22 protein-coding genes are annotated in these 24530 nt (G+C 73.6%); 20 read left to right on the top strand and 2 right to left on the bottom strand.

Features of this window, described 5'->3' with window-relative positions; translation table 11 throughout:
• Positions 1 to 46: 46 nt before the first annotated feature.
• The 6 genes from PH189_RS17795 (at position 47) to PH189_RS17770 (ending at position 7751) form a co-directional block, all read left to right on the top strand.
• Positions 47 to 1027 (top strand): malate dehydrogenase, encoded by a 981-nt coding sequence (locus tag PH189_RS17795; protein WP_274190158.1) that lies wholly within the window; start codon positions 47 to 49, stop codon positions 1025 to 1027.
• 61 nt (positions 1028 to 1088) lie between these two features.
• Entirely contained in the window at positions 1089 to 1469 is a 381-nt protein-coding gene (locus PH189_RS17790) for a cupin domain-containing protein (protein ID WP_274190157.1), read from the top strand.
• 34 nt (positions 1470 to 1503) lie between these two features.
• A complete protein-coding gene (gene dapA, locus PH189_RS17785) occupies positions 1504 to 2346 on the top strand; it encodes a 4-hydroxy-tetrahydrodipicolinate synthase (protein WP_274190156.1) in 843 nt (280 codons plus the stop codon).
• Positions 2347 to 2866: 520 nt separating this feature from the next.
• A complete protein-coding gene (locus PH189_RS17780) occupies positions 2867 to 3601 on the top strand; it encodes a hypothetical protein (protein ID WP_274190155.1) in 735 nt (244 codons plus the stop codon).
• A gap of 195 nt (positions 3602 to 3796) precedes the next feature.
• Positions 3797 to 7333, top strand: a complete 3537-nt coding sequence (gene dnaE, locus PH189_RS17775) for a DNA polymerase III subunit alpha (protein WP_274190154.1) — start codon at positions 3797 to 3799, stop codon at positions 7331 to 7333.
• 31 nt (positions 7334 to 7364) lie between these two features.
• Positions 7365 to 7751: a VOC family protein gene (locus tag PH189_RS17770; RefSeq protein ID WP_274190153.1), complete on the top strand. Its 387-nt coding sequence runs from the start codon at positions 7365 to 7367 to the stop codon at positions 7749 to 7751.
• Positions 7752 to 7777: 26 nt separating this feature from the next.
• Here PH189_RS17770 and PH189_RS17765 read toward each other — a convergent pair whose 3' ends face one another.
• Positions 7778 to 8242 carry a group II truncated hemoglobin gene (locus tag PH189_RS17765; protein WP_274190152.1) on the bottom strand — a complete coding sequence of 155 codons (465 nt, stop codon included), beginning with the start codon at positions 8240 to 8242 and terminating at the stop codon, positions 7778 to 7780.
• 83 nt (positions 8243 to 8325) lie between these two features.
• Here PH189_RS17765 and PH189_RS17760 point away from each other — a divergent pair, with 83 nt between their 5' ends.
• From PH189_RS17760 to PH189_RS17740, 5 genes are all read left to right on the top strand, one after another.
• A complete protein-coding gene (locus PH189_RS17760) occupies positions 8326 to 9150 on the top strand; it encodes a class II aldolase/adducin family protein (RefSeq protein ID WP_274190151.1) in 825 nt (274 codons plus the stop codon).
• Positions 9151 to 9227: 77 nt separating this feature from the next.
• Positions 9228 to 10082, top strand: a complete 855-nt coding sequence (locus PH189_RS17755) for an amidohydrolase family protein (protein WP_274190150.1) — start codon at positions 9228 to 9230, stop codon at positions 10080 to 10082.
• 89 nt (positions 10083 to 10171) lie between these two features.
• Complete coding sequence (locus tag PH189_RS17750; RefSeq protein ID WP_274190149.1) at positions 10172 to 10819, top strand: TetR/AcrR family transcriptional regulator; 648 nt, start codon at positions 10172 to 10174, stop codon at positions 10817 to 10819.
• On the top strand, positions 10816 to 12258 hold the full coding sequence (locus PH189_RS17745) for a DHA2 family efflux MFS transporter permease subunit (protein WP_274190148.1): 1443 nt from the start codon (positions 10816 to 10818) through the stop codon (positions 12256 to 12258). The genes PH189_RS17750 and PH189_RS17745 overlap by 4 nt, the downstream gene beginning before the upstream one ends.
• Before the next feature lie 8 nt (positions 12259 to 12266).
• On the top strand, positions 12267 to 13646 hold the full coding sequence (locus PH189_RS17740; protein ID WP_274190147.1) for an NAD-dependent succinate-semialdehyde dehydrogenase: 1380 nt from the start codon (positions 12267 to 12269) through the stop codon (positions 13644 to 13646).
• On the opposite strand, the gene PH189_RS17735 is transcribed toward PH189_RS17740, so the two are convergent.
• Positions 13618 to 14514, bottom strand: a complete 897-nt coding sequence (locus PH189_RS17735) for a PaaX family transcriptional regulator (RefSeq protein ID WP_274190146.1) — start codon at positions 14512 to 14514, stop codon at positions 13618 to 13620. The genes PH189_RS17740 and PH189_RS17735 overlap by 29 nt on opposite strands.
• Positions 14515 to 14550: 36 nt before the next feature.
• On the opposite strand from PH189_RS17735, the gene PH189_RS17730 reads away from it, so the two are divergent.
• From PH189_RS17730 to PH189_RS17690, 9 genes are all read left to right on the top strand, one after another.
• Positions 14551 to 15846 carry an adenosylmethionine--8-amino-7-oxononanoate transaminase gene (locus PH189_RS17730; protein ID WP_274190145.1) on the top strand — a complete coding sequence of 432 codons (1296 nt, stop codon included), beginning with the start codon at positions 14551 to 14553 and terminating at the stop codon, positions 15844 to 15846.
• Between the two features lie 444 nt (positions 15847 to 16290).
• Entirely contained in the window at positions 16291 to 18687 is a 2397-nt protein-coding gene (locus PH189_RS17725) for a bifunctional SulP family inorganic anion transporter/carbonic anhydrase (protein WP_274190144.1), read from the top strand.
• A 25-nt stretch (positions 18688 to 18712) separates the two neighbouring features.
• A complete protein-coding gene (locus PH189_RS17720) occupies positions 18713 to 19873 on the top strand; it encodes an 8-amino-7-oxononanoate synthase (RefSeq protein WP_420791498.1) in 1161 nt (386 codons plus the stop codon).
• Between the two features lie 109 nt (positions 19874 to 19982).
• Positions 19983 to 20876, top strand: a complete 894-nt coding sequence (locus PH189_RS17715) for an STAS domain-containing protein (protein WP_274190143.1) — start codon at positions 19983 to 19985, stop codon at positions 20874 to 20876.
• A complete protein-coding gene (locus PH189_RS17710; RefSeq protein WP_274190142.1) occupies positions 20873 to 21745 on the top strand; it encodes an MEDS domain-containing protein in 873 nt (290 codons plus the stop codon). The genes PH189_RS17715 and PH189_RS17710 overlap by 4 nt, the downstream gene beginning before the upstream one ends.
• Positions 21746 to 21782: 37 nt before the next feature.
• Positions 21783 to 22478: a dethiobiotin synthase gene (gene bioD, locus PH189_RS17705; protein ID WP_274190141.1), complete on the top strand. Its 696-nt coding sequence runs from the start codon at positions 21783 to 21785 to the stop codon at positions 22476 to 22478.
• A 111-nt stretch (positions 22479 to 22589) separates the two neighbouring features.
• Positions 22590 to 23633, top strand: a complete 1044-nt coding sequence (gene bioB / locus PH189_RS17700) for a biotin synthase BioB (RefSeq protein ID WP_274190140.1) — start codon at positions 22590 to 22592, stop codon at positions 23631 to 23633.
• Positions 23630 to 23869 (top strand): biotin synthase auxiliary protein BsaP, encoded by a 240-nt coding sequence (gene bsaP / locus PH189_RS17695; RefSeq protein WP_274190139.1) that lies wholly within the window; start codon positions 23630 to 23632, stop codon positions 23867 to 23869. The genes bioB and bsaP overlap by 4 nt, the downstream gene beginning before the upstream one ends.
• A gap of 41 nt (positions 23870 to 23910) precedes the next feature.
• Positions 23911 to 24513, top strand: a complete 603-nt coding sequence (locus tag PH189_RS17690) for a DUF2567 domain-containing protein (RefSeq protein WP_274190138.1) — start codon at positions 23911 to 23913, stop codon at positions 24511 to 24513.
• Positions 24514 to 24530: the final 17 nt, after the last annotated feature.

Genomic DNA, 24530 nt, shown 5'->3' with positions numbered 1-24530 from the left:
GCGAGGCTCCGCCGCGACCGACCTCGACGACCGAGCAGGAGCTCCGATGGCGCCCACCCCCGTCAACGTCACCGTCACCGGCGCGGCCGGACAGATCGGCTACGCGCTGCTCTTCCGCATCGCCGCCGGCGACCTGCTGGGGGAGGGTGTGCCGGTCCGGCTGCGGCTGCTGGAGATCCCGGACGCCGTGAAGGCCGCCGAGGGCACCGCGCTCGAGCTCAACGACAGCGCCTTCGAGCTCCTCGACGGGATCGACGTCTTCGACGACGCCTCGAAGGCGTTCGAGGGCACCAACGTCGGCCTGCTGGTCGGCGCCCGCCCGCGCAGCAAGGGCATGGAGCGCGCCGACCTCCTCGAGGCCAACGGCGGCATCTTCAAGCCGCAGGGCGAGGCGCTCAACGGCGCTGCGGACGACGTCAGGGTCCTCGTCGTCGGCAACCCGGCGAACACCAACGCCCTCATCGCGCGCGCGAACTCCGACGTCCCGGCCGACCGTTTCACCGCGATGACGCGCCTGGACCACAACCGTGCCGTCGGCCAGCTGGCGACGAAGTTCGGCGTTCGCGTCGGCTCGGTCTCCAAGATGACCATCTGGGGCAACCACTCGGCCACCCAGTACCCCGATGTCACCTACGCCGAGATCGACGGCAAGCCGATCGGCGACCAGGTCGACCGGAGCTGGCTGACCGACGAGTTCATCCCGCGGGTGGCCAAGCGCGGCGCCGAAATCATCGAGGTCCGCGGCGCCTCGTCGGCCGCCTCGGCCGCCGCCGCCGCGATCGACCACGTCCACACCTGGGTCAACGGCACCAGGCCGAACGACTGGACCTCGGCGGCGATCGTCTCCGACGGCTCCTACGGCGTGCCCGAGGGCCTCGTGTCGTCGTTCCCGGTGACGGCGTCGAACGGGAAGTTCGAGATCGTCCAGGGCCTCGACATCAGCGACTTCTCCCGCGAGCGCATCGACGCCTCGGTGAACGAGCTGGCCGAGGAGCGCGAGGCCGTGCAGAAGCTCGGTCTCGTCTGATCCTGGCTTCGTCTGATCCTGGCTTCGTCTGATTCCGGTTGCGTCTGACATCGTTGCTCGCGTGAGCAGCGAACCCGTCGAGGTCTTCCGCGGCGACCAGCTGGCCGAGGGCGACCCGACGCCGGGGATGCGCCGCGAGGTGGCGTTCTCGACCGAGGCGTTGTGGGCCGGGCTCGTGCACACCGAGCCCGGCGCCGCGTCGGGCTGGCACCACCACGGCGACCACGAGACCAGCCTGTACGTGGTGCGCGGTGCGATGCGTCTGGAGTTCGGCCCCGACGGCGGCGACGTCGTCGAGGCCGGACCCGGCGACTTCCTGCGCGTGCCGCCCCACACGGTGCACCGCGAGTCGAACCCCACGGGCGAGCGGTCGACCGCCGTCATCGGGCGTGCCGGCGAGGGCCCGCCCACCGTGAACGTCGACGGGCCGGACCCGGCGTAGACCGCGGGTGGGCCGGTCAGGCAACCTGAAAGCCATGACCCTCGGCGCCGTCCTCACCGCCATCGTGACCCCGTTCGCCCGCGACGGTTCGGTCGACGAGTCGGCCTTCGTCGACCTGATGGGCCACCTGTACGCGAACGGCACCGACGGGCTCGTGGTGTGCGGGACCACCGGCGAGGCGTCGACGCTGTCCACCGAGGAGCACCTGCGCCTCGTCGAGCTGGCCGTCGAGCACCGCCCGGCCGGGGCCACCGTGGTCGCCTCCACCGGCTCCAACGACACCCGCCACGCGTGTGAGATGACCGAGCGGGCCACCGCGGCGGGCGCCGACGCGATCCTCTCGGTGACGCCGTACTACAACAAGCCGAACCGGCGGGGCATGCTCGCGCACTTCGGCGAGGTCGCCCGGGCCACCGACAAGCCCGTCGTGCTCTACAACATCCCCTCGCGGTGCGTGGTCGACCTGCCCAACGGCCTGCTCGCCGAGCTCGCCCAGATCGAGCGGATCGACTACGTCAAGCAGGCCAACAACGCCAACCTCGCGCCCGTCGAGGGCCTGGGAATCTACGCCGGCAACGACGACCTGTTCGGCTCGGTGCTCGAGATGGGCGGATGCGGCGGGATCCTCGTCGCGAGCCACGTCGTCGGGCCCGCCATGCGCCGCATGGTCGACGAGCCCGACCAGCGCGCCGAGATCGAGGCCTCGCTCAAGCCGCTGTTCGACGCCCTGGGTGTCACCACCAACCCGATCCCGGTCAAGGCGGCCCTCGACCTCCTCGGTCGGCCCGTCGGCGGCCTGCGCCTGCCGATGGTCGAGGCCGACGAGCACGAGCGCGAGGTCGTGCGCGCGGCGCTCGTGGGGGCGGGGCTGCTCTGAGGGCCTCGCGCGCCCGGCCTGGTGACGTCCGGGTCCCGCGCGGCCGAGAAGGTCTACAGCGCGCTCGTGATCTCCCGCGCAGGCCGTCGCTGCGTGCCGAGGGGCACGCTGCGCATGATCGACCGGCCTCGCCGGCTGCCGAACGTGCCTGTCGCGCGCCCCTCGGGCGGTGGCCGGAGATCACGGGCGCGTGGTGCACCTCGTGGGCGCCGACGAGGTCGATGGCGCACTCGTGACCTCTGTTCGCGGCGGCGCTCGGCAGTCGCGGGAGATCCGCAGGTCGAAAGGCATGTCGACCGGCGATTCCGGGTCTCTCTCCGTCTGCTGATCTCGTGCAGGCCGTCGCCGCGTGCCGAGGGGCACGCTGCGCATGATCGACTGGCCTCCCCGGCTGCCGAACGTGCCTGTCGCGCGCCCGTAGAGCGCCGACGAGACCCGCAGCGCTCTCCCGATCCGCGCGCCCCTGCGTTGTCGGGGGTCGGGCGCATGCTCGTCGACGGGACGACCCCGAGGAGGAGCGATGGGCAGGCGTGACGGGCAGCGGCGAGCGGCGGTGGTGGCGCGCCGGAGGCGCCGGGAGGCGATGGCGCGGCCGAGACGAGGTGGCCACGGGCCCGCCGGCGTCACGCCCGCGACGTCCCGGTTCCCCCGGGTCGGCGTCGACCGGGTCGCGACGCCCGTGGACGGGATCGTCCCGGACGCCGACGGCTGCGAGGACGACCTCGAGGAGGATGACGACCCCTGGGACGAGCTCGACGACGACGACCCCTGGGACGAGCTCGACGACGACCCGGAGCCCCTCGAGGTGCTCCAGGACCGCATCCGGGCCGTGGTCGCGGAGACCGTCGAGCGGCGTGACCCCGGGGTCGCCCGCCGGTTCGTCGCGGGCACGCGCCGGGACGAGGCCCGCCCGTCGTCGGGCGACCGGACCCTGATCGACCTGGTCGTCGCGTCGTGGCTCCTCAAGGCACGGCGGCGGCACTCGGACCCCGACCTGGTCCGCCGGGCCGTCGCCTGGGTCGGCGAGCACCTGGGCGGGACGGCGCCGGTCGTGTCGGACGCCGCGCGGATGCTGGGCCCGGCGGCCGCGGAGGCGGCCCGCGAGCACTTCCTCCGGACACCGCTCGACGTCCTCGTCGCCCGCCTCTGGCTGCTGGCCGCGGTCGTCGCGCAGGCCCCGGTGCGCGACCCCGTGCGGATCGACCTCCTCAGCGCCGCCGACGACGTCCACCGACGTGCCCTGGGGCCGCTGTGACACGTGGGACCCGCCCGGATCCGGGCGACACGCCGGGCCCCGGGAGGTGAGCAGCGCGGACGGGCGGACGGCTCGGGGAGGGGCGTCGCTGTCGGGGGGCGCGGATAGGCTGGGGCCCATCCCGCCGACCCCGTCCCGCCTCCCGGGACCCCCTCGACGGCACCCCGTTCCCGGCGCTCCTGGAGGTCCCGCGACGTGACCGGCGACTCGTTCGTTCACCTGCACACGCACACCGAGTTCTCCATGCTCGACGGTGCTGCGCGCCTGGACGACCTGTTCGCCGAGGCCGCGCGCATGGGCATGCCGGCGCTGGCGATGACCGACCACGGCAACACCTTCGGCGCCTACGAGTTCTGGAAGAAGTCGAAGGCGCACGGGGTCAAGCCGATCATCGGCATGGAGGGCTACCTCGCGCCCGGCAGCCGTCACGAGCGCAAGCGGGCCACGCTCGGCGGCCAGGTCATCTCGGACGACAACCCGGGCCAGATGTACACCCACATGACGCTGCTGGCCGAGAACACGGAGGGGATGCACAACCTCTTCCGGCTCTCGAGCCTCGCCAGCCTCGAGGGGTACTACTACAAGCCCCGCATGGATCGCGAGCTGCTCGAGACCTACGGCAAGGGGATCATCGCGACGACGGGCTGCCCGTCGGGCGAGGTGGCGCGCTACCTGCAGCAGGACGACTTCGACGGCGCCTGCCAGGCCGCCAGCGACTACCGCGACATCTTCGGCGCGGAGAACTTCTTCTGCGAGCTCATGGACCACGGCATCGAGATCGAGCGCCGGGTCCGCGACGACCTCTACGACCTCAAGAAGAAGCTCGACCTGCCGGGTCTCGCGACGAACGACCTGCACTACACGTACGCCAAGGACGCCAAGCCGCACGAGGTGCTGCTCTGCGTCCAGACCGGCAAGACGATGAACGACCCGAACCGTTTCCGGTTCGACGCGCAGGACTTCTACCTCAAGAGCGCGCAGGAGATGCGCGCGCAGTGGGACGGGGTCTTCCCGGAGGCGTGCGACAACACCCTGGCCATCGCCGAGCGGGTGCACGTCGAGTTCACCGAGGGTCGCGACCTGCAGCCGGTGGCGCCGGTGCCCGAGGGCGAGACCGAGGGCTCCTGGCTGGTCAAGGAGGTCGAGCGGGGCCTGCACTGGCGGTTCCCGAACGGCGTCCCGGAGAACTATCGCAAGCAGGCCGAGTACGAGGTCTCGGTCATCATGCAGATGGGCTACCCGGGCTACTTCCTGGTGACGGCCGACCTGCTCAACTACGCCCGCTCGGTCAACCTGCGCGTCGGCCCCGGCCGCGGATCGGCGGCGGGCAGCCTCGTCGCGTTCGTCCTCGGCATCACCGATCTCGACCCGATCCACCACAAGCTGATCTTCGAGCGGTTCCTCAACCCCGAGCGCGTCTCCATGCCCGACATCGACATGGACTTCGACGAGCGCCGGCGCGGCGAGATGATCCGCTACGTCACCGAGAAGTACGGCGAGGAGAAGATCGCGCAGATCATCACGTACTCCACGATCAAGGCGAAGGCCGCGATCAAGGACTCCGCGCGCGTGCTCTTCGGGCAGCCGGGCTACGCCGTGGCCGACCGCATCACGAAGTCGATGCCGCCCGCGGTCATGGGCAAGGACATCCCGCTCTCCGGCGTGTTCGACCCCAGCCACAAGCGCTACTCCGAGGCCGCCGAGATGCGGGCCCTCTACGAGTCCGACGCGCAGGTCAAGGAGATCGTCGACACCGCCAAGGACCTCGAGGGCCTCAAGCGGCAGTGGGGCGTGCACGCGGCCGGCGTGATCATGTCCAAGGAACCGCTGATCGACGTCATCCCGATCCAGCGGCGCGAGGCCGACGGCGCCATCATCACGCAGTTCGACATGGGGGTCTGCGAGACCCTCGGCCTGCTGAAGATGGACTTCCTGGGCCTGCGCAACCTCACGATCATCGACGACGCGCTCAACAACATCACGCTCAACGGCAAGGAAGCGCTCGACCTCGACAACCTCGGGCTCGACGACAAGGCCACCTACGAACTGCTGTCCCGCGGCGAGACGCTCGGGGTGTTCCAGCTCGACGGCGGGCCGATGCGCGACCTCCTGCGCCGCATGGCCCCCACCGAGTTCGACGACATCTCGGCCGTCGGCGCGCTGTACCGGCCCGGTCCGATGGGCGCCAACGCCCACAACGACTACGCCGACCGCAAGAACGGGCGCCAGGAGGTCACGCCGATCCACCCGGAGCTCGCCGAGCCCCTCAAGGAGGTCCTCGGCGAGACCTACGGCCTGATCGTCTACCAGGAACAGGTCATGGCGATCGCCCAGGTGCTCGCGGGCTACTCGCTGGGCAAGGCCGACCTGCTGCGTCGCGCCATGGGCAAGAAGAAGAAGGAGATCCTCGACAAGGAGTACGAGGGTTTCGCCCAGGGCATGAAGGACAACGGCTACTCGGCCGCGGCGATCAAGACGCTGTGGGACATCCTGCTGCCGTTCTCCGACTACGCGTTCAACCGCGCGCACTCCGCGGCCTACGGCGTCGTGTCGTACTGGACGGCGTACCTCAAGGCCAACTACCCCGCCGAGTACATGGCCGCGGTGCTCACCAGCGTCCGCGACGACAAGGACAAGGCGGCGATCTACCTCGCCGAGTGCCGCAAGATGGGCATCACGGTGCTGCCGCCCGACGTCAACGAGTCGGTGCTCAACTTCGCCCCGGTCGGCACCGACATCCGCTTCGGCCTCGGCGCGATCCGCAACGTCGGGACCAACGTCGTCGACGCGATCGTCACGTCCCGCCGGGAGAAGGGTCCCTTCTCCGACTTCTCCGACTTCCTGCGCAAGGTCCCCCAGCAGGTCTGCAACAAGAAGACGGTCGAGTCGCTGATCAAGGCCGGCGCCTTCGACTCGCTGGGCCACCCGCGCAAGGGCCTCGCCCTGGTGCACGCCGAGGCCGTCGACGCCGTGATGACCACGAAGAAGGCGGAGGCCGACGGCCAGTTCGACCTCTTCGGCAGCTTCGACGGCCCGGACGAGGACACCGTCGACACCACGGGCATGTTCGACGTCAAGGTCCCCGAGGGCGAGTGGGAGCCCAAGCACCGCCTCGCCCTCGAGCGGGAGATGCTCGGCCTCTACGTGTCGGGGCACCCCCTCAACGGCCTCGAGCAGGTCCTCGCGAGCCGGGCCGACACCGCGATCACGAAGATCCTCGAGGGCGACGTCGCCGAGGGCGCGACGGTCACGGTCGGCGGCATCCTCGCCACCGTCACGCGCCGGGTGAACAAGAAGGGCGAGCCCTGGGCGTCGGCGCAGATCGAGGATCTCGCCGGCGGCATCGAGGTGCTGTTCTTCCCGCGCACCTACGCCGCGGTCTCGATCGACGTCGCCGAGGACGCGATCGTGCTGGTCAAGGGCAAGGTCAACAAGCGGGACGACCGCGTCAGCCTGTTCGTCGAGGACCTCGCGGTGCCCGATCTCTCCGGTGGTGTCGGCGGGGCGCCGGTCAAGGTCGTCCTGGAGAGCGCGCGCTGCACCCCGGAGCGGGTCGGCAAGCTCAAGGAGGTCCTCGTCGCCCACCCGGGACCGAGCGAGGTGCACCTGACGCTGATGGCCGCCAACGGGGCGAGTCACGTGCTGCGTCTCGACGACGGGCTGAAGGTCCAGAACTCCGGCGCCCTCATGGGTGACCTGAAGGCCCTGCTCGGTCCACGCTGTCTGGGCTGAGCACGCTGACCTACGGTGGGAGGAGCCGGTCATGAGCGGTCGGGTGGTCCATTTCGAGGTCCCGTTCGACGACGGTGACCGCGCGCGGGCGTTCTACGGTGCGATCTTCCGGTGGACGCTGCAGGACATGCCCGGGATGGACTACACCATCGCGATGAGCGGCCCGGTCACCGAGACCGGGGAGCCGGAGGAGTCCGGGTTCATCAACGGCGGGATGTTCCAGCGGGGTCCGGACACCCCTCGCAGCCCGGTGCTCGTCGTCGACGTCGGCGACATCGACGAGACCCTCGCGCGGGTCGCCGAGTACGGCGGCACGGTGGTGCAGGGGAAGCAGCCGGTCGGTGAGATGGGCTTCGCCGCGTACTTCCGCGACACCGAGGACAACGTCATCGGGCTGTGGGAGACCGCGGGCGGCTGAGGGTCACGCGGAGGGTCGCACCGAGGTCACGCGGAGAGCCCGTCCCAGGTCCACCGCGGCATCGCCGCTCCCGCCGGGACCTCGGCGCCGGGCGGTGAGTACGCGAGGACGTCGGCCACGGCCCACTCCATGTAGGCGCGCAGGCACGCCCGCAGCTCGGGGTCGTCGGGCACGCCGGCGTCGTCGAGCGCCAGCAGGAAGCATGCGAGGAAGCGGCGCCCGAGGTCGTCGATCTCCCCGTTGCCGCTGTGCAGCCACAGCACGTGGGTCTGGTCGGCACACCCCCGGGAGTAGCGCGCGGGGCCGCCGAGCACCTCCGCCCAGTACGCCGCGAGCCGTTCGACGTGCTGCGGGTGCTGGTCGGGCCCCGAGAACGGGTGCTCGAGCTCGGGGTCGGCGAGGCAGCGCCGGTGGTGCGCCCGGGCGAGGGCGAGGAACGCGTCCTCGCCGCCCACGGCGTCGTAGACCGAGGGCCGTCCTGCTGCGGTCACGTCGGGAAGCGTGGCCCGCTCGTGAGCATTCGACAAGCATCGGGCCTTGACCCGGGCCGGGAGCGCGGCGCACGGTCGAAGGCATGGCCGCCCCCACGCAGGACCGCAGCACCGACAACGAGATGTCTGCTTTCAAGCCCTCGCAGGAGGGCATCACGATGCCGCAGCCGCCGACGTTCGCGACGAGCGCCGAGGAGCGGCTGCATCGCAAGCAGCAGCTCGCGGGCGCGTTCCGCATCTTCGGGCGCTTCGGGTTCGGGGAGGGGATCGCCGGCCACATCACGGTCCGCGATCCCGAGGACCCGCACATGTTCTGGGTCAACCCGTTCGGGATGAGCTTCCGGCACATCCGCGTCTCGGACCTCATCGCGGTGAACCACGAGGGCGACATCGTGCACGGCTCCAGGCCGGTCAACCAGGCCGGCTTCGTCATCCACTCCGCGGTGCACCACGCGCACCCGGAGGTCGTGGCCGCCGCGCACGCGCACTCGGTGTACGGCAAGGCGTGGTCGTCGCTGGCCCGCCCGCTCGACCCGATCACCCAGGACGCCTGCACGCTCTACGAGAACCACGGCGTCGTCACCGAGGGACGCGGAGCCGTCGTCCTCGACCCCGAGGTCGGACGCGCGCTCGCCACGGGCCTGACCGGCCGCAAGATGGTCTTCCACCAGAATCACGGGATCTTCGCCGTCGGGCAGACGGTGGCCGAGGCCGCGTGGTGGTTCATCAACACCGAGCGCAACTGCCAGGCCCAGCTCATGGCCGAGGCCGCCGGGACGCCGACGCAGATCGACCACGCGAACGCGAAGTTCTCCGCCGAGCAGACCGGCACCGCCTACGCCGGCTGGTTCTCGTTCCAGCCGCTGTGGGACGAGGTCGTCCGGACGGACCCGGACCTCTTCGACTAGCCCTGTCGGCGTGCTCCCCTGACTCCGTTCCGAGAGCACGGGCGAGCGCGCCCACGCCCGCAGGGCAAGATGAGCCCGTGATCGTCGACGCCCACGTCCACGTCGCCCACCTCGCGCGGCTGAAGGTGCCGTGGGAGCAGTGGATCGGCCCCGCGGGCGACACGGACGCGTGGGCGGCCGCCTACGACAGCGAGGGCGCCGCGATCCCGGAGAAGGTCTCGGGGCTGTTCGCCGCGGCCGGCGTCGACCGCGTGCTGCTGTTCTGCGAGTACTCGCCGAAGGCCACCGGGTGGCAGACGATCGAGGACATGCTCCCGCTGGTCGACGCGGACGCCGAGCGCTTCCGGATCGTCGCCAACGTCAACCCGCACGTCCACCACCCGGTCGGCCGTGAGGTCGATCGCCAGCTCGACCTCGGGGCGGTCGCGCTCAAGGTGCACCCCGTGCACGCCGGCATCGCCCCGAACGACCCGCAGCTCTACCCGGCCTACGCGCGGTGCGTCGAACGCGGCGTGCCGGTGATCGTGCACACCGGGCCGTCGACGTTCCCCGGCGCCACGGCGCGCTACGGCGACCCCGTGATCCTCGACGACGTGCTGCGCGACTTCCCGGACCTCACGCTCGTGCTCGCCCACGGCGGGCGGGGCTGGAGCTACGACGCCGCGGCGTCGCTCGCGCTCACCCGCGAGAACGTGTGGCTCGACCTCGCCGGCCTGCCCCCGCGCAAGCTGCCCGGGTACTACGAGCGCTTCGGGTTCGACCGCGTCGCCGCCAAGTCGGTGTTCGGCACGGACGCGCCGTCGGCCGACCCGGCCCGCAACATCGCGGCGATCCGCGAGCTCGGCCTGGGCGACGAGCTGACCGCGGGCGTGCTCGGCGAGCATGCGCGCCGCGTCTATCCCGGACTGGACACCCCGCCCCACCGCGTCTGACCGCGCTCGCCCCGGGAGCGTGTACTGTCCTACCTTGGGGGACCGGTCGGTCCGGGACCGCGCGGTCCCGCAGGAGGGAAGGAGCCGCCGTGGCACGGACGCCCGCACCCGGCACCCGGGAGCGCATCCTCACCACCGCGTCGCGGCTGTTCTACTCCCGCGGCGTCCGGGCCGTCGGGATGAACCAGATCATCACCGAGGCCGGCACCGGCAAGAACCTGCTCTACTCGCACTTTCCGACGAAGTCCGACCTCGTCGCGGCCTACCTGCTGCGCGCGCAGGAGTTCCGGCTCGCCGGCGCCCGCCGGGCCCGGGAGTCGGCGGACGGCGACGCCCGCTCGCAGCTGATCGCGACCGTCGCCGAGGTCGCCACGCTGGTGCAGCACCCCCGGTTCCGCGGGTGCGCGTTCCGCAACTACCTCGCGGAGTTCCCGGACGAGACGGGCACGGCCGAGAGGGGTACTGCCGACGCCGGTGACGACGCCGGTGACGACGCCGCCCCCACGCCGGCCGCTGTCGCCCGCGACTTCCTCGCCGCCACCCGCGAGGAACTCGCCGCGCAGGTCGCGGCCCTCGACGTCGCCGACCCCGACCGTCTCACCGAGGAGCTGTGGCTGATCGTCGACGGCCTGTTCCTGCAGGCCGCCTACCGGCGGCGCCTGGACGGGCGGGTCGGGGCGGACGCCGCCGTCGACCTCGCCGGACGCCTCGTCGACGCCGCGATCGGGGACCGATGACCCCGTCACCGCGCACCGTCCTGCTCATCACGTCGGCCGCGGCCTTCCTCTCGAGCCTCGACCTGTTCATCGTCAACATCGCCTTCCCCGACATCCGGGCCGACTTCCCGGGCGCCGACCTCGGCGACATCTCGTGGGTCCTCAACGGCTACACGGTGGTGTTCGCGGCCTTCCTCGCCCTCGCCGGGCGCCTGGCCGACCGTGCCGGGCACCGCCGCGTCTTCCTCGTCGGGCTCGCGGTGTTCACGGCCGCCTCGATCGCCTGCGCGATCGCCCCGTCGGTCGCCCTGCTCGTCGCCGCGCGGGCGGTACAGGCCCTCGGCGCCGCGCTCGTCACGCCGACGTCGCTGTCCCTGCTGCTCGCGGCCTACCCCGCCGAGCGCCGCGGGTACGCGGTCGGGGCGTGGGCCTCGATCGGTGCGGTCGCCGCCGCGCTCGGGCCCCCGCTCGGCGGCCTCCTCGTCGAAGCGTCCTGGCACTGGGTCTTCCTCGTCAACGTGCCGGTCGGGCTGGTCGCCCTGGTGGCGGGGTTCCGGGTGCTGCCGGACAACGTCATCGAAGGCGCCGGCCGGCCCGACGTCCTCGGCGCGGTCGGGCTCGTCGTCGGGGTGGGCGCGCTGGCCTACGCGCTGGTCCGCGCGCCCGACCTCGGTTGGGCGTCGGTGCCCGTGATCGTGGGGCTGGCGGTGGCCGTGCTCGGGCTCGCCGGGGTGGTCGCGCGCTCGCGTCGGCACCCGGTCCCGGCGATCGACCTCACCGTCGTCCGCACCCCGGTGGTCGGGCTCGCCGCCCTCACGATGGTCGCGTTCACCACCGGCTTCGCCGGCATGCTCGTCGTCAACGTCCTCTACCTGACCGGCACGTGGGGCTGGTCGGCGCCGGTCGCCGGGCTCGCGCTGGCGGTGGGTCCGCTGGTGGTCGTGGGGGTCGCGCGCCTGTCGGGCCGGCTCACCGGGCGGTTCGGGATCGGGCCCGTCGCGGCCGTCGGCGGGCTGTTCTTCGCCGCGGGGCCGGCCTGGTGGGCGCTGCACCTCGGCGTCGAGCCCGACTACGCGCTGTCCAAGTACTGGGGAGGGATGCTCCCCGGCCAGATCGCGACCGGGGTCGGGGTCGGGCTCATGCTGCCGACGCTGTCGTCGGTGGTCGGGTCGGCGCTGCCCGCGCACCGGTGGGGCAGCGGCTCGTCGCTCATCAACACCGCCCGCCAGGTCGGCTCGGTGCTCGGGGTCGCGCTGCTGGTGTCGGTGATCGGCACCCGCACCACCGGGCGTCCCGAGGAGCTCGGGCTGGTGCGCGACGGCTGGCTGCTCCTCACGGCCGCCGGCGTGGTCGCCGCGGTGCTCGCGCTGGCCCTGGCCCGTGCGGAACGACGGCCGGCGGCACCGGAGGTCGTTGAGGTCCGGACCGTCGGGGATTGCCCGGCGGGGCGAGCGGGGTAATCGAGGACATGGCCATCGCAACGACGAACCCCGCCACGGGGGAGACCGTCAAGGAGTTCGACGCCCTCACGTCCGAGCAGCTGGAGGAGAAGCTCCAGCGCGCGTGGGACGCGTTCCAGACCTACCGCGACACGACGTTCGAGCAGCGCGCCGGCTGGCTGCGTGCCGCCGCCGACATCTTCGATGCGGAGAACGAGCGGCTGGCCGAGCTCGCCACGCTGGAGATGGGCAAGACGTTCGCCGCGGCCAAGGCCGAGGTGACGAAGTGCGCGCTCGGGTGTCGCTGGTACGCCGACCACGCCGAGGAGGACCTCGCCGACGTCGAGTGGCCGAAGCCGGCCTCCGCCCCGGAGCACGCCCGCATCTTCACGCGCTACCAGCCGCTCGGGCCGGTGCTCGCCGTCATGCCGTGGAACTTCCCGTACTGGCAGGTGCTGCGCTTCGCGGCCCCGGCGCTCATGGCGGGCAACGTCGGCCTGCTCAAGCACGCCTCGAACGTTCCCCAGGTCGCGCTCGCCATCGAGGACGTCCTGACCCGCGCGGGCTTCCCCGACGGCGCGTTCCAGACGCTGCTCGTCGGCTCGTCCGTCATCGAGGGCATCATCGACGACGACCGCGTCCGCGCCGTCACGCTGACCGGCAGCGAGCCCGCCGGGCGTGAGGTCGGCGCACGCGCGAGCCAGAACGTCAAGACGAGCGTCCTCGAGCTCGGCGGGAGCGACCCGTTCATCGTGATGCCGTCGGCGGACATGGACTCCACCGTCGCCGCCGCGGTGTCGAGCCGGATGCTCAACAACGGCCAGTCCTGCATCAACGCGAAGCGGTTCATCGTCCACGAGCAGATCGCCGACGAGTTCACGCAGAAGCTGGTGCAGAAGATGGAGTCGCTCACGATGGGCGACCCCATGGACGAGAACACCGATCTCGGTCCGATGTCCCAGGCCCAGGGCGTCGAGGACCTCGACTCGCAGGTGCAGGACAGCGTGGGCGCCGGTGCTCGCCTCCTCACCGGCGGCAAGCCGCACGGCGGCCCGGGGAACTACTACCCGGCGACGGTGCTGGCCGACATCCCGAAGGACGCCCGCGCCTACCGCGAGGAGCTGTTCGGGCCGGTGGCGCTCGTCTTCCGCGCCCAGGACGCCGACGACGCGATCCGGATCGCGAACGACTCGGACTTCGGGCTGGGCGGCAGCGCCTGGACCGAGGACGAGGACGAGAAGATCAAGTTCGCGACCCAGGTCGAATCGGGCATGGTCTACATCAACAAGGTCACCGAGTCGACGCCCGAGGTGCCGTTCGGCGGGGCGAAGAACTCCGGCTACGGCCGCGAGCTCGCGAGCTTCGGGCCCCAGTCGTTCGTCAACGCGAAGACGATCTGGATTCAGTAGCGGACGGGCACTCCAGGCCGAGGGCCCCGGCTGCGCGCAGCGCGCCCGGGGCCCATTCGGCGTGCCTGCCGTGGAAGACCTCGGCGGCGCGGTGGCCCACCCAGGCGTCGGGCAGGAGATCGTCCGGGAGCCCGGGGTCGAGGAACGGGAACCGGCGCCAGGCGTCGACGAGGCGCACCTGCGCGGCGAGGGTCTCGGCGTCGGTGGCGGGGGAGAGGTCGGCGAAGCGGGCGACGAAGTCCTCGTAGCGGGCCGCGAGTTCGCCCAGGTCCCAGGCGCGCGCCGCGAGCTCGGTGGAGGACAGCCCGCCCTCGTACTCGCCGGTGATCACGTGGGCGTCGGCCGGATCGATCTCGGCGAGGACCTCGCGGACCTCGGCGAGCCGCCCGGTGTCCGTCGAGACCCACATCCCCGCGGCCGGTGACCCCAGACCGGCCCACGCCAGGCGGGTGCGCAGCCGGTGGCGGCGGGCGCGCTGCTGCTCGGGGACGCTGGCGACGACCACCAGCCAGCGCCCGTCCCACGCCGGGCGGGCCCGTCCGTGCGCGTAGATGCGGGCCGCGCCCTCGGTGAGCAGCCCGTGGCCCCAGGGGGAGAGGTCCCACCGGACCCGCCGCCCGACCCGTTCCGAGGTGAGCATCCCGTCCGCCGCCGTGCGGGCGAGGGCCTGGCGGGCGGACTTCTCCTCGACCCCGACGAGGCCGAGGACGTCCACGACGGTCTGGGTCCACACGGGCCGGCCGGCGGGCAGCACGATCTCGCCGAGCACCGTCATCAGCAGGGAACGCGCGCTGGTGGCCGCGACCTCGCGACGCCGCGAGAACGGGTCGGGCCGCTCCTCGGGCTCGCTCCCTCCGGCGGTCGACATCCCGCTGATCCTAGGGCTCGCCGTTACGGTGCGCGGATGACGTCGCCGGTCACCTCTGGCCCAGTCCCCGCCGCGTCCCTGCGGGACCTCGACCGGGCCCACGTCTGGCACCCCTACGGCCCCATGCCCGGGCGGAGCGACCCGCTGGTCGTCCGGTCGGCGCAGGGCGTGCGGCTCACCCTCGACGACGGCCGCGAGCTGGTGGACGGCATGTCGTCGTGGTGGGCCTCGGTGCACGGGTACCGGCACCCCGCGCTCGACGACGCCGTGGTCCGCGCGACGGGGTCGATGAGCCACGTGATGTTCGGCGGGCTCACGCACGACCCCGGCGTCGCGATCGCCGAGCGGCTCGTCGCGATCACTCCCGAGCCGCTGCAGCACGTGTTCCTCGCCGACTCGGGCTCGGTGTCGATCGAGGTCGCGATCAAGATGTGCCTGCAGTACCAGCGGGCCCGCGGGCGCCCCGACCGGACGCGCATGATGACCTGGCGCGGCGGCTACCACGGCGACACCTTCGCCGCGATGAGCGTGTGCGACCCCGAGGGCGGGATGCACGCCGCCTGGAGCGGGTTCCTGCCGCGGCAGGTGTTCGCCGACCGTCCGCCGACGGTCTTCGAGCCCGCCTACGACGAGCACCTCCGTGCCGTCGCGGAGGCCCACGCCGGCGAGCTGGCGGGCATCGTCGTCGAGCCCGTCGTGCAGGGCGCGGGCGGCATGCGCTTCCACGACCCGCGGCACCTGCGCACGCTGCGCGAGATCGCCGACGCCCACGACCTGGTGCTGGTGTTCGACGAGATCGCCACCGGCTTCGGGCGCACCGGCACGCTGTTCGCCGCTGAGCAGGCCGGCGTCGCGCCGGACGTGATGTGCGTGGGCAAGGCCCTCACCGGCGGCTACCTGACGATGGCCGCCGCGCTCTGTACCTCCGCCGTGGCCACGGCCGTGAGCGAGGGGGAGGCCGGCGGCCTCATGCACGGCCCCACCTTCATGGCGAACCCGCTGGCCGCCACCGTGGCCGCCGCGAGCGTGGACGAGCTGCTGCGCCGGGACTGGGCGGGCGAGGTCGCGGGCCTCGGGGCCGGCCTGCGGGAGGCGCTCGCTCCGGCCCGCGAGCTGCCGGGCGTGCGCGACGTGCGGGTGCTCGGCGGGATCGGCGTCGTCCAGCTCGACCACCCCGTCGACGTGCCCGCCGCCCAGGCCGCGGCCGAGGGCGTCGGGGTGTGGCTTCGCCCCTTCCGCGACCTCGTCTACGCCATGCCGCCCTACGTCACGCCGGCCGACGACGTCCTGCGCATCGGGGAGGCGATGGTCGCCGCGGCCCGTGCCGGCTGAGCGCCGAGGTGAACGCAGCGTGACGTCGGTGTGAGACGGCGATGAGGCGGCGATGAGGCGGCACGACACGCTCGTCCTTCTCGTCCGATTCGTCCAACTTCACCCTCCCGGCGTAGCGAGCCGCTCGGGCCAGCACGGACCGACCGTGCATGATCAGCGCGAGAAGTCCTTCTCGGAGCCGGGTCACACTCGGACGAGGGACTCGCGGTACCGCCTCGAAGGGTCTGATCGGAACGCAACGTAACGATCAACTTCGCGGGCGGACCGGGTGCGGCGGCCGGTAGGGCACAGTGAGCGCAGCGCCTCCGGCCCGCGGCGACGACGCCCGGCCGGTGACTCCGGGTGAACACCGTTCCCCGGATTCGCGAGCGCGCCCCGAGCCCGGAGGTGATCGACACAGATCACCCCCGCCGGGCCGGTCCACGGCCCCCCGACGGAGGACCCATGACCACCGGAGCGACCACCGTCCCCGAGCGGGACACCCCCTCCCGGCGCGAGAGGCTGCGCTCGAACCTGCGCTCGAACCTGCGTGCCGACCTCCCCGCCTCACTCGTCGTCTTCCTCGTCGCCGTGCCGCTCTCGCTGGGCATCGCGGTGGCCTCGGACGCCCCGCTGACCGCAGGGCTGATCGCCGCCGCCGTCGGCGGTCTCGTCGCCGGCGCCCTCGGCGGCTCCCCGCTGCAGGTCAGCGGACCCGCGGCGGGCCTCACGGTCGTCGTCGCCGACCTCGTGGGTCGCTTCGGTTGGGGCGTGACCTGCGCGATCACCGTGGCGGCGGGGCTGCTGCAGGTGCTGTTCGGCCTGACGCGCACCGGCCGTGCGGCGCTCGCGATCTCCCCGGCCGTGGTGCACGGGATGCTCGCGGGCATCGGCGTGACGATCGTGCTCGGTCAGCTGCACGTCGTCCTCGGCGGCGAGCAGCAGGACGACGCGATCGCAGGAGTCCTCGAACTGCCCGGGCAGCTGATCTCCCTGCACGGCCCGGCGACCACCCTCGGCCTCGCCGTCATCGCGATCCTGCTGATCTGGCCGCGGCTGCCGAGGAGCCTGCCCGGCTGGGTGCGCGGCATCCCCGCGCCGCTGCTCGCCGTCGTCCTCGTCACCGCCGCGGCCGGGCTGTTCGCGATGCCCGTCGAGCGCGTCGAGATCGGCGGCTCGCTGCTCGAGGCGATCACCCCGCCGGTGCTGCCCGACGGGCGGTGGGGCGCGTTCGCGGTGGGCGTCCTGACCATCGCGATCATCGCCAGCGTCGAGAGCCTGCTCTCGGCCGTCGCCGTCGACCGGATGCACGCCGGGGCGAGGTCCGACCTCGACCGCGAGCTCATCGGCCAGGGGGCCGGCAACACGCTCTCCGGCCTGCTCGGGGGCCTGCCGATCACGGGTGTCATCGTCCGCAGCTCGACGAACGTCGCGACGGGGGCGAAGAGCCGCGCGTCGGCAATCCTGCACGGCGTCTGGATCGTGGTCTTCTCGGTGGCGCTGCTCGGGCTCGTCCAGCAGATCCCGATGGCCGTGCTCGCCGGGCTGCTCGTGGTGATCGGCGCGCGCCTGGTGAAGCTCGCCCACATGCGCGAGCTGCACCGCCACGGCGAGCTGCCGGTGTACGTCGTGACGATCCTCGGGGTCGTGGTCGCCGACCTGCTCACCGGCGTCATCGCCGGGCTGGCGCTCGCGCTGCTGCTGGTGCTGCGCCGCGTCGTGTGGGCGTCGATCGAGGTCCAGGAGCCGGCGGCCGCGGATGCCGACGACCGCGGCGAGCACCCCTGGCACGTCGTCGTCGAGGGCGCGCTGTGCTTCCCGTCGATCCCGCGCCTGGCCCGCCGGCTGGGCCAGGTGCCCGCTGGGGCGCCCGTGGTCGTCGACCTCGTCACCGACTACCTCGACCACGCCGCCTACGACCACCTCGCGGAGTGGATCGAGCGACACGAGCGGGGCGGCGGGCACGTCCGCGTCGACGAGGTCGGGTCGATGGGCCTGCTCGACCGGCGCGCGGCGTCGTCCGGTGGCCCGGGTGCCCGGCGGCCCGGGCCCGTCCCACGGTTCCTGAGCCCGTGGGCGATGTGGCAGGCGGGGCACGAGGCGACGGGCGGAGGGCACGGCGGTCACGGTCATGCCCTCGACGCGGGCGACGACCCCGACGACCCGATCCTCACCGGTCTCCGCGAGTACCACCGCCGCGCCGCGGGCCTCGTCGCGCCGTACCTGTCGGACCTCGCCGACGGCCAGTCCCCGTACGCGCTGTTCCTGACCTGCTCGGACTCGCGGGTCGTGCCCAACGTGCTCACCTCGAGCGGGCCCGGCGACCTGTTCACCGTCCGCAACGTCGGCAACCTCGCGCCGGTCGGCACCGGCGCCGACGCCTCGGTGGGCGCGTCGGTGGAGTACGCGCTCGACGCGCTCGAGGTGCCGACGCTGGTGGTGTGCGGGCACTCCGGCTGCGGCGCGATGACCGCGGCCCTGCACGGCACCGGCGGCAACGGCGTGCTCGGGCGGTGGCTCGACGGTGCCGACGAGAGCATCGACCGGTGGCGCGCCGGCCACCCGGTGGCGGTGTCGGCCGCGGCCCGCGGGGCCTCGGACGTCGACCAGCTGGCGATGGTCAACGTTGCGGTCCAGCTCGACCGCCTCGCGCGGCACCCCGCCGTCGCCCGTGCTCTCGCCGACGGCCGGGTGCGGCTGGTCGGGCTGTACTTCGACATCGCCACGGCGCGCATGTCCGTGCTCGACGGCGCCCGCTTCGTCCCCGCGTCGCGGGACCGCCTGGGCGCCGGCGCGGCGGGCACCCCGGGCGACCCCGCCACCGCGGCCTTCCCGGCCGCCCCGACACCGGACCCCGTCTGACACGTAGCGACATAGGGTGGCGGCCGTGAGCTGGCTGGGCGCGTGGCTGGAGGAGACGGCGGCGGCGCGCGCGGAGGCCGGGCTGCGGCGGACCCTGCGCCCGCGGGAGGCCGTCGACCCCGTGGTCGACCTCGCCTCGAACGACTACCTCGGCCTGGCCCGCGACCCCCGCGTCGTCGAGGCCGCCGCCACGGCGCTGCGGACGTGGGGCGCCGGGTCGACCGGCTCGCGCCTCGTCACCGGCACCACGCGGCTGCACACCGACCTCGAGGACGCCCTCGCCGCCTTCACCGGTAGCGAGGCGGCGCTGGTGTTCTCGTCGGGCTACACCGCCAACCTCGGTGCGGTCACCGCGCTGAGCGGGCGCGGGGCGCTCGTCGTCTCCGACGTCGCCGCCCACGCCTCGCTCGTCGACGCCGCGCGGCTCTCCCGGGCGCGGGTCGAGGTGGCCCGGTGCGCCGATCCCGCGGCCGTCGACGCCGTGCTCGCCGCGCGCCACGAGGCCCGCGCGCTGGTGGTCGTCGACGGCGTCGACAGCGTCGACGGGGCCATCGCGCCGCTCGCGGAGCTCTACGCCGTCTGCCGCGAACGCGACGCCGTGCTGTTCGTCGACGACGCCCACGGGCTGGGCGTCCGCGGGCCGGGCGGGAGCGGCACGCTCGCCGAGGCGGGCCTCGCCGGCGCCCCCGACGTCGTGCTGACCGCCACGCTGTCGAAGTCGCTCGGCAGCCAGGGCGGCGTGGTGCTGGGCGCCCGCGCCGTCACCGAGCACCTCGTGGACGCCGCCCGCCCGTTCATCTTCGACACGGGCCTCGCCCCGGCCGCCGTGGGCGCGGCGCTCGCGGCCCTCGGGATCGTGCGCGCCGAGCCCGAGCGGGTCGCGGCGCTGCACGCGGCGGCGGCGTCGGTGGCGGCGTCCGCCCGGGCGGCGGCACCCGGCGTCGACGTGCCGGCGCCCACCGCGGCGATGGTGCCCGTCGTCCTCGGCGACCCGGTCGTGGCCCTCACCGCCGCCGCGGCCTGCGCCGAGCACGGCCTGCGCGCCGGCTGCTTCCGGCCGCCGTCGGTACCCCCGGGCACCTCGCGGCTGCGGCTCACGGCCCGGGCCGACCTCACCGGGGACGATCTCGCGCTCGTCGACCAGGTGCTCCACAAGGTCCTGGGGCCGGTCGCATCCGGCCGCTGACGTCGCTCCGACCGGCCGCACCGGGCACCACCGAGCGTCGATCGACTCGTCACGCACCGTGGCGACGCGGTACCCTCTCGGGCGAGCACCGGGCACCAGGGGAGGACGCGTGACCGCACCGCTGCGCGTGCGCCCCGACCTCGACGTCCCGGCCTCCCGCCACACACTCAACGTCGCCGACGCCGTCGACCAGGGACGGCGGGGCACCGCGTCCTGGGTCGAGCGGGAGCTCGCGCACGGCTCGAAGGTCTTCTACAAGGGCTGGCTGCCCGACGGCCGCCGGCCCGACCAGCACTGGCTCACCGGACCGGCGGGCCCGCGCGGTGCGCGCGACGCGCTCGTCTCCGGGCAGATGGAGTTCCTCGACATCCCGACCGCCATCGAGCGCTCGGGCGGCACCGCGGACGGGGTGCTCGGGCTCTACCGCGGCGAGGTCGAGCGGGCCCTCGACGACCAGTGGCCCACGATCGCCATGACCCAGGAGAGCCCCGAGCTCCCCATGGCCGACGACCCGGCGCTCGTCTCGGAGTACGTCACCTGGGAGGCCGGGTTCGACCTCCTCGCGCAGCAGTGGCCGGTGCGGCTGCTCTGCCAGCTCAGCGTGCCCCTGGAGAGCGAGACCTCGGTCTGGGAGACCGTCGCCGTCCACCACCGCGACGTCGTCGACGGGTTCTGGTCGGCGACCGCGGACGACTCCGGGGTCTGGAGCCCGCGTGGTGACGTCGACGCCCACGTCGCCCGCCGCTTCGGCGCCGCGGTGCACGGGGCGCTGCGCGCCGCCCGCCGGCGCGGCGAGTCGAGCGACGAGTGCACCGACCTCCACGTCGACCTCTCCGCGATCGACTTCATGGACGTCTCCTGCGCGCAGATCCTGATGCTCGCGGCGCGCTCGGCCCCGGACGGCCAGCAGATGGTGCTGCACGGCGGGCCGCGGTTCCTGCGCAGGCTCTTCGACGCGGTCGGGCGACCGGTGACCGTGCGCGAGAGCGAGGACGCGCGATGACGGGCCCCGGGCTCGTCCACCTCGGGCTGCTCCACGACGGGCCCGAGGACCTCGTCGCCGGCGCCGTCGACGAGGTGCGGCGGGCCCTGGAGGCCGGCGACGACGTCTACCTCGCCGTCGACCGCCGCACCGTGCGCGGCTTCCGCGAGGCCCTGGGCGACGACGCCGAGCGCGTCACGTTCCCGCCGCCGTCGTCGATGCTCCCGCCGTCGGCGGCGGGCTTCCTCGCCACCGTGCGGCGCTGGGCCCGCCCGGACCGGCGCACGACGGTGCTGGGCCAGTACCCGTCGACGATGTCGGCGCCGGACTGCGGGTTCGGCGAGGACGCGCTGAACCTCGTGCTCGGCGACCTGCCCCTGACGCTGATCTGCTGCTGCCGGCGCGACCTCGACCCCGACCTGCTCGCGGTCGCCCGGCGCACCCACCCGCTGCTCGCGACGACGGCGGGCCCCGCCGACAACGCCGACTACCGCCCGCCCGCCACGGCCAGCCCGACGCCGGCCGCGCTCTGGGGGACGGTGGCGGCACGGCTCGAGGTCGACGGGACGGAGGACCTGGCCGAGGTGCGCCGCCGCGTCGCCGACGTCGCGGGCCGGGCCGGGCTGGAGGGCGACGCCGTCCGCGCCGCGGTGCTCGCCGTGCACGAGGCGGCCGTGCTGGCCTGCCGCGGCAGCGACCCCGAGTCGGCCGGCCTCACCCTGGAGATCCGCGCCCGCCCGGGCGATACCCTGTTCTCCGAGGTCATCGGCCCGCGCAGGGCGTCGGCACGCGACGGCGACCTGCTCTCCCACGTGCGGCCGTTCTGCGCCTGCGCCGCCCTGCACGACGACGCCGGCCGGCGCGCGGTCCGGGTGCTGAGCACCGTCTGACCCCTCACCGCCGGGCCTGCACCTAGGCTCCCGCGGCGTGCGGACCCTGATCGTCACCGGCACGGGCACCGACGTCGGCAAGACCGTGGTCGTCGCCGCGATCGCCGCCCTGGCCCGCGCCGCGGGCGAGCGGGTCACGGTGGTGAAGCCGGCGCAGACCGGGGTCGGGCCCACCGACGACGGCGACCTGGCCGAGGTCGTGCGCCTCGCCGGGCCCGTCGACACCCTCGAGCTCGCCCGCTACCCCGAGCCGCTCGCCCCGGCCACCGCCGCCCGGCGGGCCGGTGCGACGCCGATGATGGCGGCGCAGGTCGTGGACGCGGTGGGGGAGCTGGACGCCGACCTCGTCATCGTCGAGGGCGCCGGCGGCCTGCTCGTGCGGTTCAACGACCTGAACGAGACCCTCGCCGACGTCGCCGCGGGTCTCGACGCGCCCGTCCTCCTCGTCGCGAGCGCCGGGCTCGGGGTGCTCAACACCGCGGCCCTGACGGCCGAGGCCCTCGCCCGCCGCGGGATCCCGCTGGCCGGGGTCGTCGTCGGCGCCTATCCGGCCGAGCCCGACCTCGCCGAGCGAACCAATCTCGAGGACCTGCCGCGGGTCACCGGGGCACCGCTGCTCGGGGTCCTGCCCGCCGGTCTGGGCGGGGTCGACCGGGAGGGTCTGCTCGCCGCGGCGAGGTGTGGGATCGGTCCCGTCCTCGGTGGTGGGTGGTCCCCGTCCGGAGCATCGTGAGGCACACTGCGGCGCGGGACGGGCACGGCGGTGCGGTGCGATCATGGTCATGATCGCGGCCGCGGCGGCACGGACGTCCCGCGACACCGTGTCCGACGAAGGGAGCCCTGCGTGACGGCCGTGGAGACCGGCGGGACCGGCGGGACCGGTGAGGAGACGGGCGGGGACGTGCTCGCCGTCGCCCGCGAGCAGGTGCTCGAGCGGGGGGTGGGCCTCACCGAGGACCAGGTCCTGGCCGTCCTGTCGCTGCCGACCGAGCGCCTCTCCGACGCGTTGAAGCTCGCCCACGACGTCCGCATGCGCTGGTGCGGGCCGGAGGTCGAGGTCGAGGGCATCGTGTCGCTCAAGACCGGCGGCTGCCCCGAGGACTGCCACTTCTGCTCGCAGTCGGGGCTCTTCGAGTCCCCGGTGCGCGCGGCGTGGCTGGACAAGGACCGGCTGGTCGAGGCGGCCAAGCAGACCGCCAAGACCGGGGCCACCGAGTTCTGCATCGTCGCCGCGGTCCGCGGCCCCGACGCGAAGCTCATGGAGCAGGTGCGCGCCGGCATCGCCGCGATCCGCGCCGAGGTCGACATCAACGTCGCCTGCTCGCTGGGGATGCTGACCCAGGACCAGGTGAACGAGCTCGCCGCCATGGGTGTGCACCGCTACAACCACAACCTCGAGACCGCTCGCTCGCACTTCCCCGAGGTGGTCACCACGCACTCCTGGGAGGAGCGCTGGGAGACCCTGCAGATGGTGCGTGCGGCCGGCATGGAGGTCTGCTGCGGCGGGATCGTGGGCATGGGCGAAACGCTGGCGCAGCGCGCGGAGTTCGCGGTGCAGCTCGCGGCGCTCGAGCCCGACGAGGTGCCGCTCAACTTCCTGATCCCGAACCCGGGCACCCCGTTCGCGCACCTCGAGGTGCCCCAGGGTGCCGACGCGCTGATGACCGTCGCCGCGTTCCGCCTCGCCCTGCCGCGCACCGTGCTGCGCTTCGCCGGCGGCCGGGAGCTGACCCTCGGCGACCTCGGCGCCGAGCAGGGGATGCTCGGCGGGGTCAACGCGATCATCGTCGGCAACTACCTGACCAACCTCGGGCGCCCGGCCGAGCAGGACCTCGACATGCTCGAGACCCTCAAGATGCCGATCAAGGCCCTGAACGACACGTTGTGAGCGCCGTCGTGGAGCCGCCCGCCGCCGACGCCGGGGCAGCGCCCTTCTGCGCCTGGTGCGGGGGCGCTCGCGCCGAGGGCGACCACGCCGCATGCGAGCGACGGCTCGCCACCGTCGACCCGCCGCGGCACTGTCCGGTGTGCGCGCGGCGGATGGTCGTGCAGGTCGACCCCGTCGGGTGGACCGCACGGTGCAGCCGGCACGGGGAGTCGGCGGGGACGAACGGCTTCGCATGACGACCGGCGACACGGGAGACGCAGCGGAGCGGAGCTCGACCATGACCGTGGACGACGACTTCCTGCCGCTCGAGCCGACGGGCCGGCTCGAGCGGACCGAGCTGCGCGGAGATCTCCCGGGAGCGCTGCGCTACGCCGCGATCCTCGTCGTGATCGGGCTCCCGCTCGGTGCGCTGTGGGCGTTGCTGGCGCCCGTCGTGCACACGGTGGCGCTGCCCGGCGCGGGGACGGGCTCGCCGTCGGGGGAGGCCGACCACGCCTTCGACGCCGTCGCGATCCACGTCCTGCTCGTCGCGTCGTTCGGGGTCATCGCGGGCGCGGTGGCCTGGCGGCGCCGGCACCGCCGCGGCCCGGTGCTGCTCGTGGCCGCCGCCGTGGGATCGCTGGTGGGCGCCGTCCTCGCCGGCCGGGTGGGTGGGCTGCTCGCGTGGGCGGCCTCGCCGGTGCCGGTGCTCGTCGACCCGCGGGCGCTCGGCACGGCCGGGGCTCCCGGGGCGCCCGTGCCCGCCGTCCTGACGAGCCTGCCGCCGTCGCCGGGACCGTGGTGGATCGCGCTGGTCGCGGGCCTCGGTGCGGCGCTGACCTACGTGCTCTCCGCGATCGTGGACGGGCACGAGGACATGGGGCGGGACGACCCGCTCTGATCCCCGCTGGAGGCACC

Origin of the sequence: Actinomycetospora chibensis, assembly GCF_028737215.1 — a bacterium.
Taxonomy (GTDB): Bacteria; Actinomycetota; Actinomycetes; order Mycobacteriales; family Pseudonocardiaceae; genus Actinomycetospora; species Actinomycetospora chibensis.
This window is presented reverse-complemented; position numbering and strand designations above follow the sequence as displayed.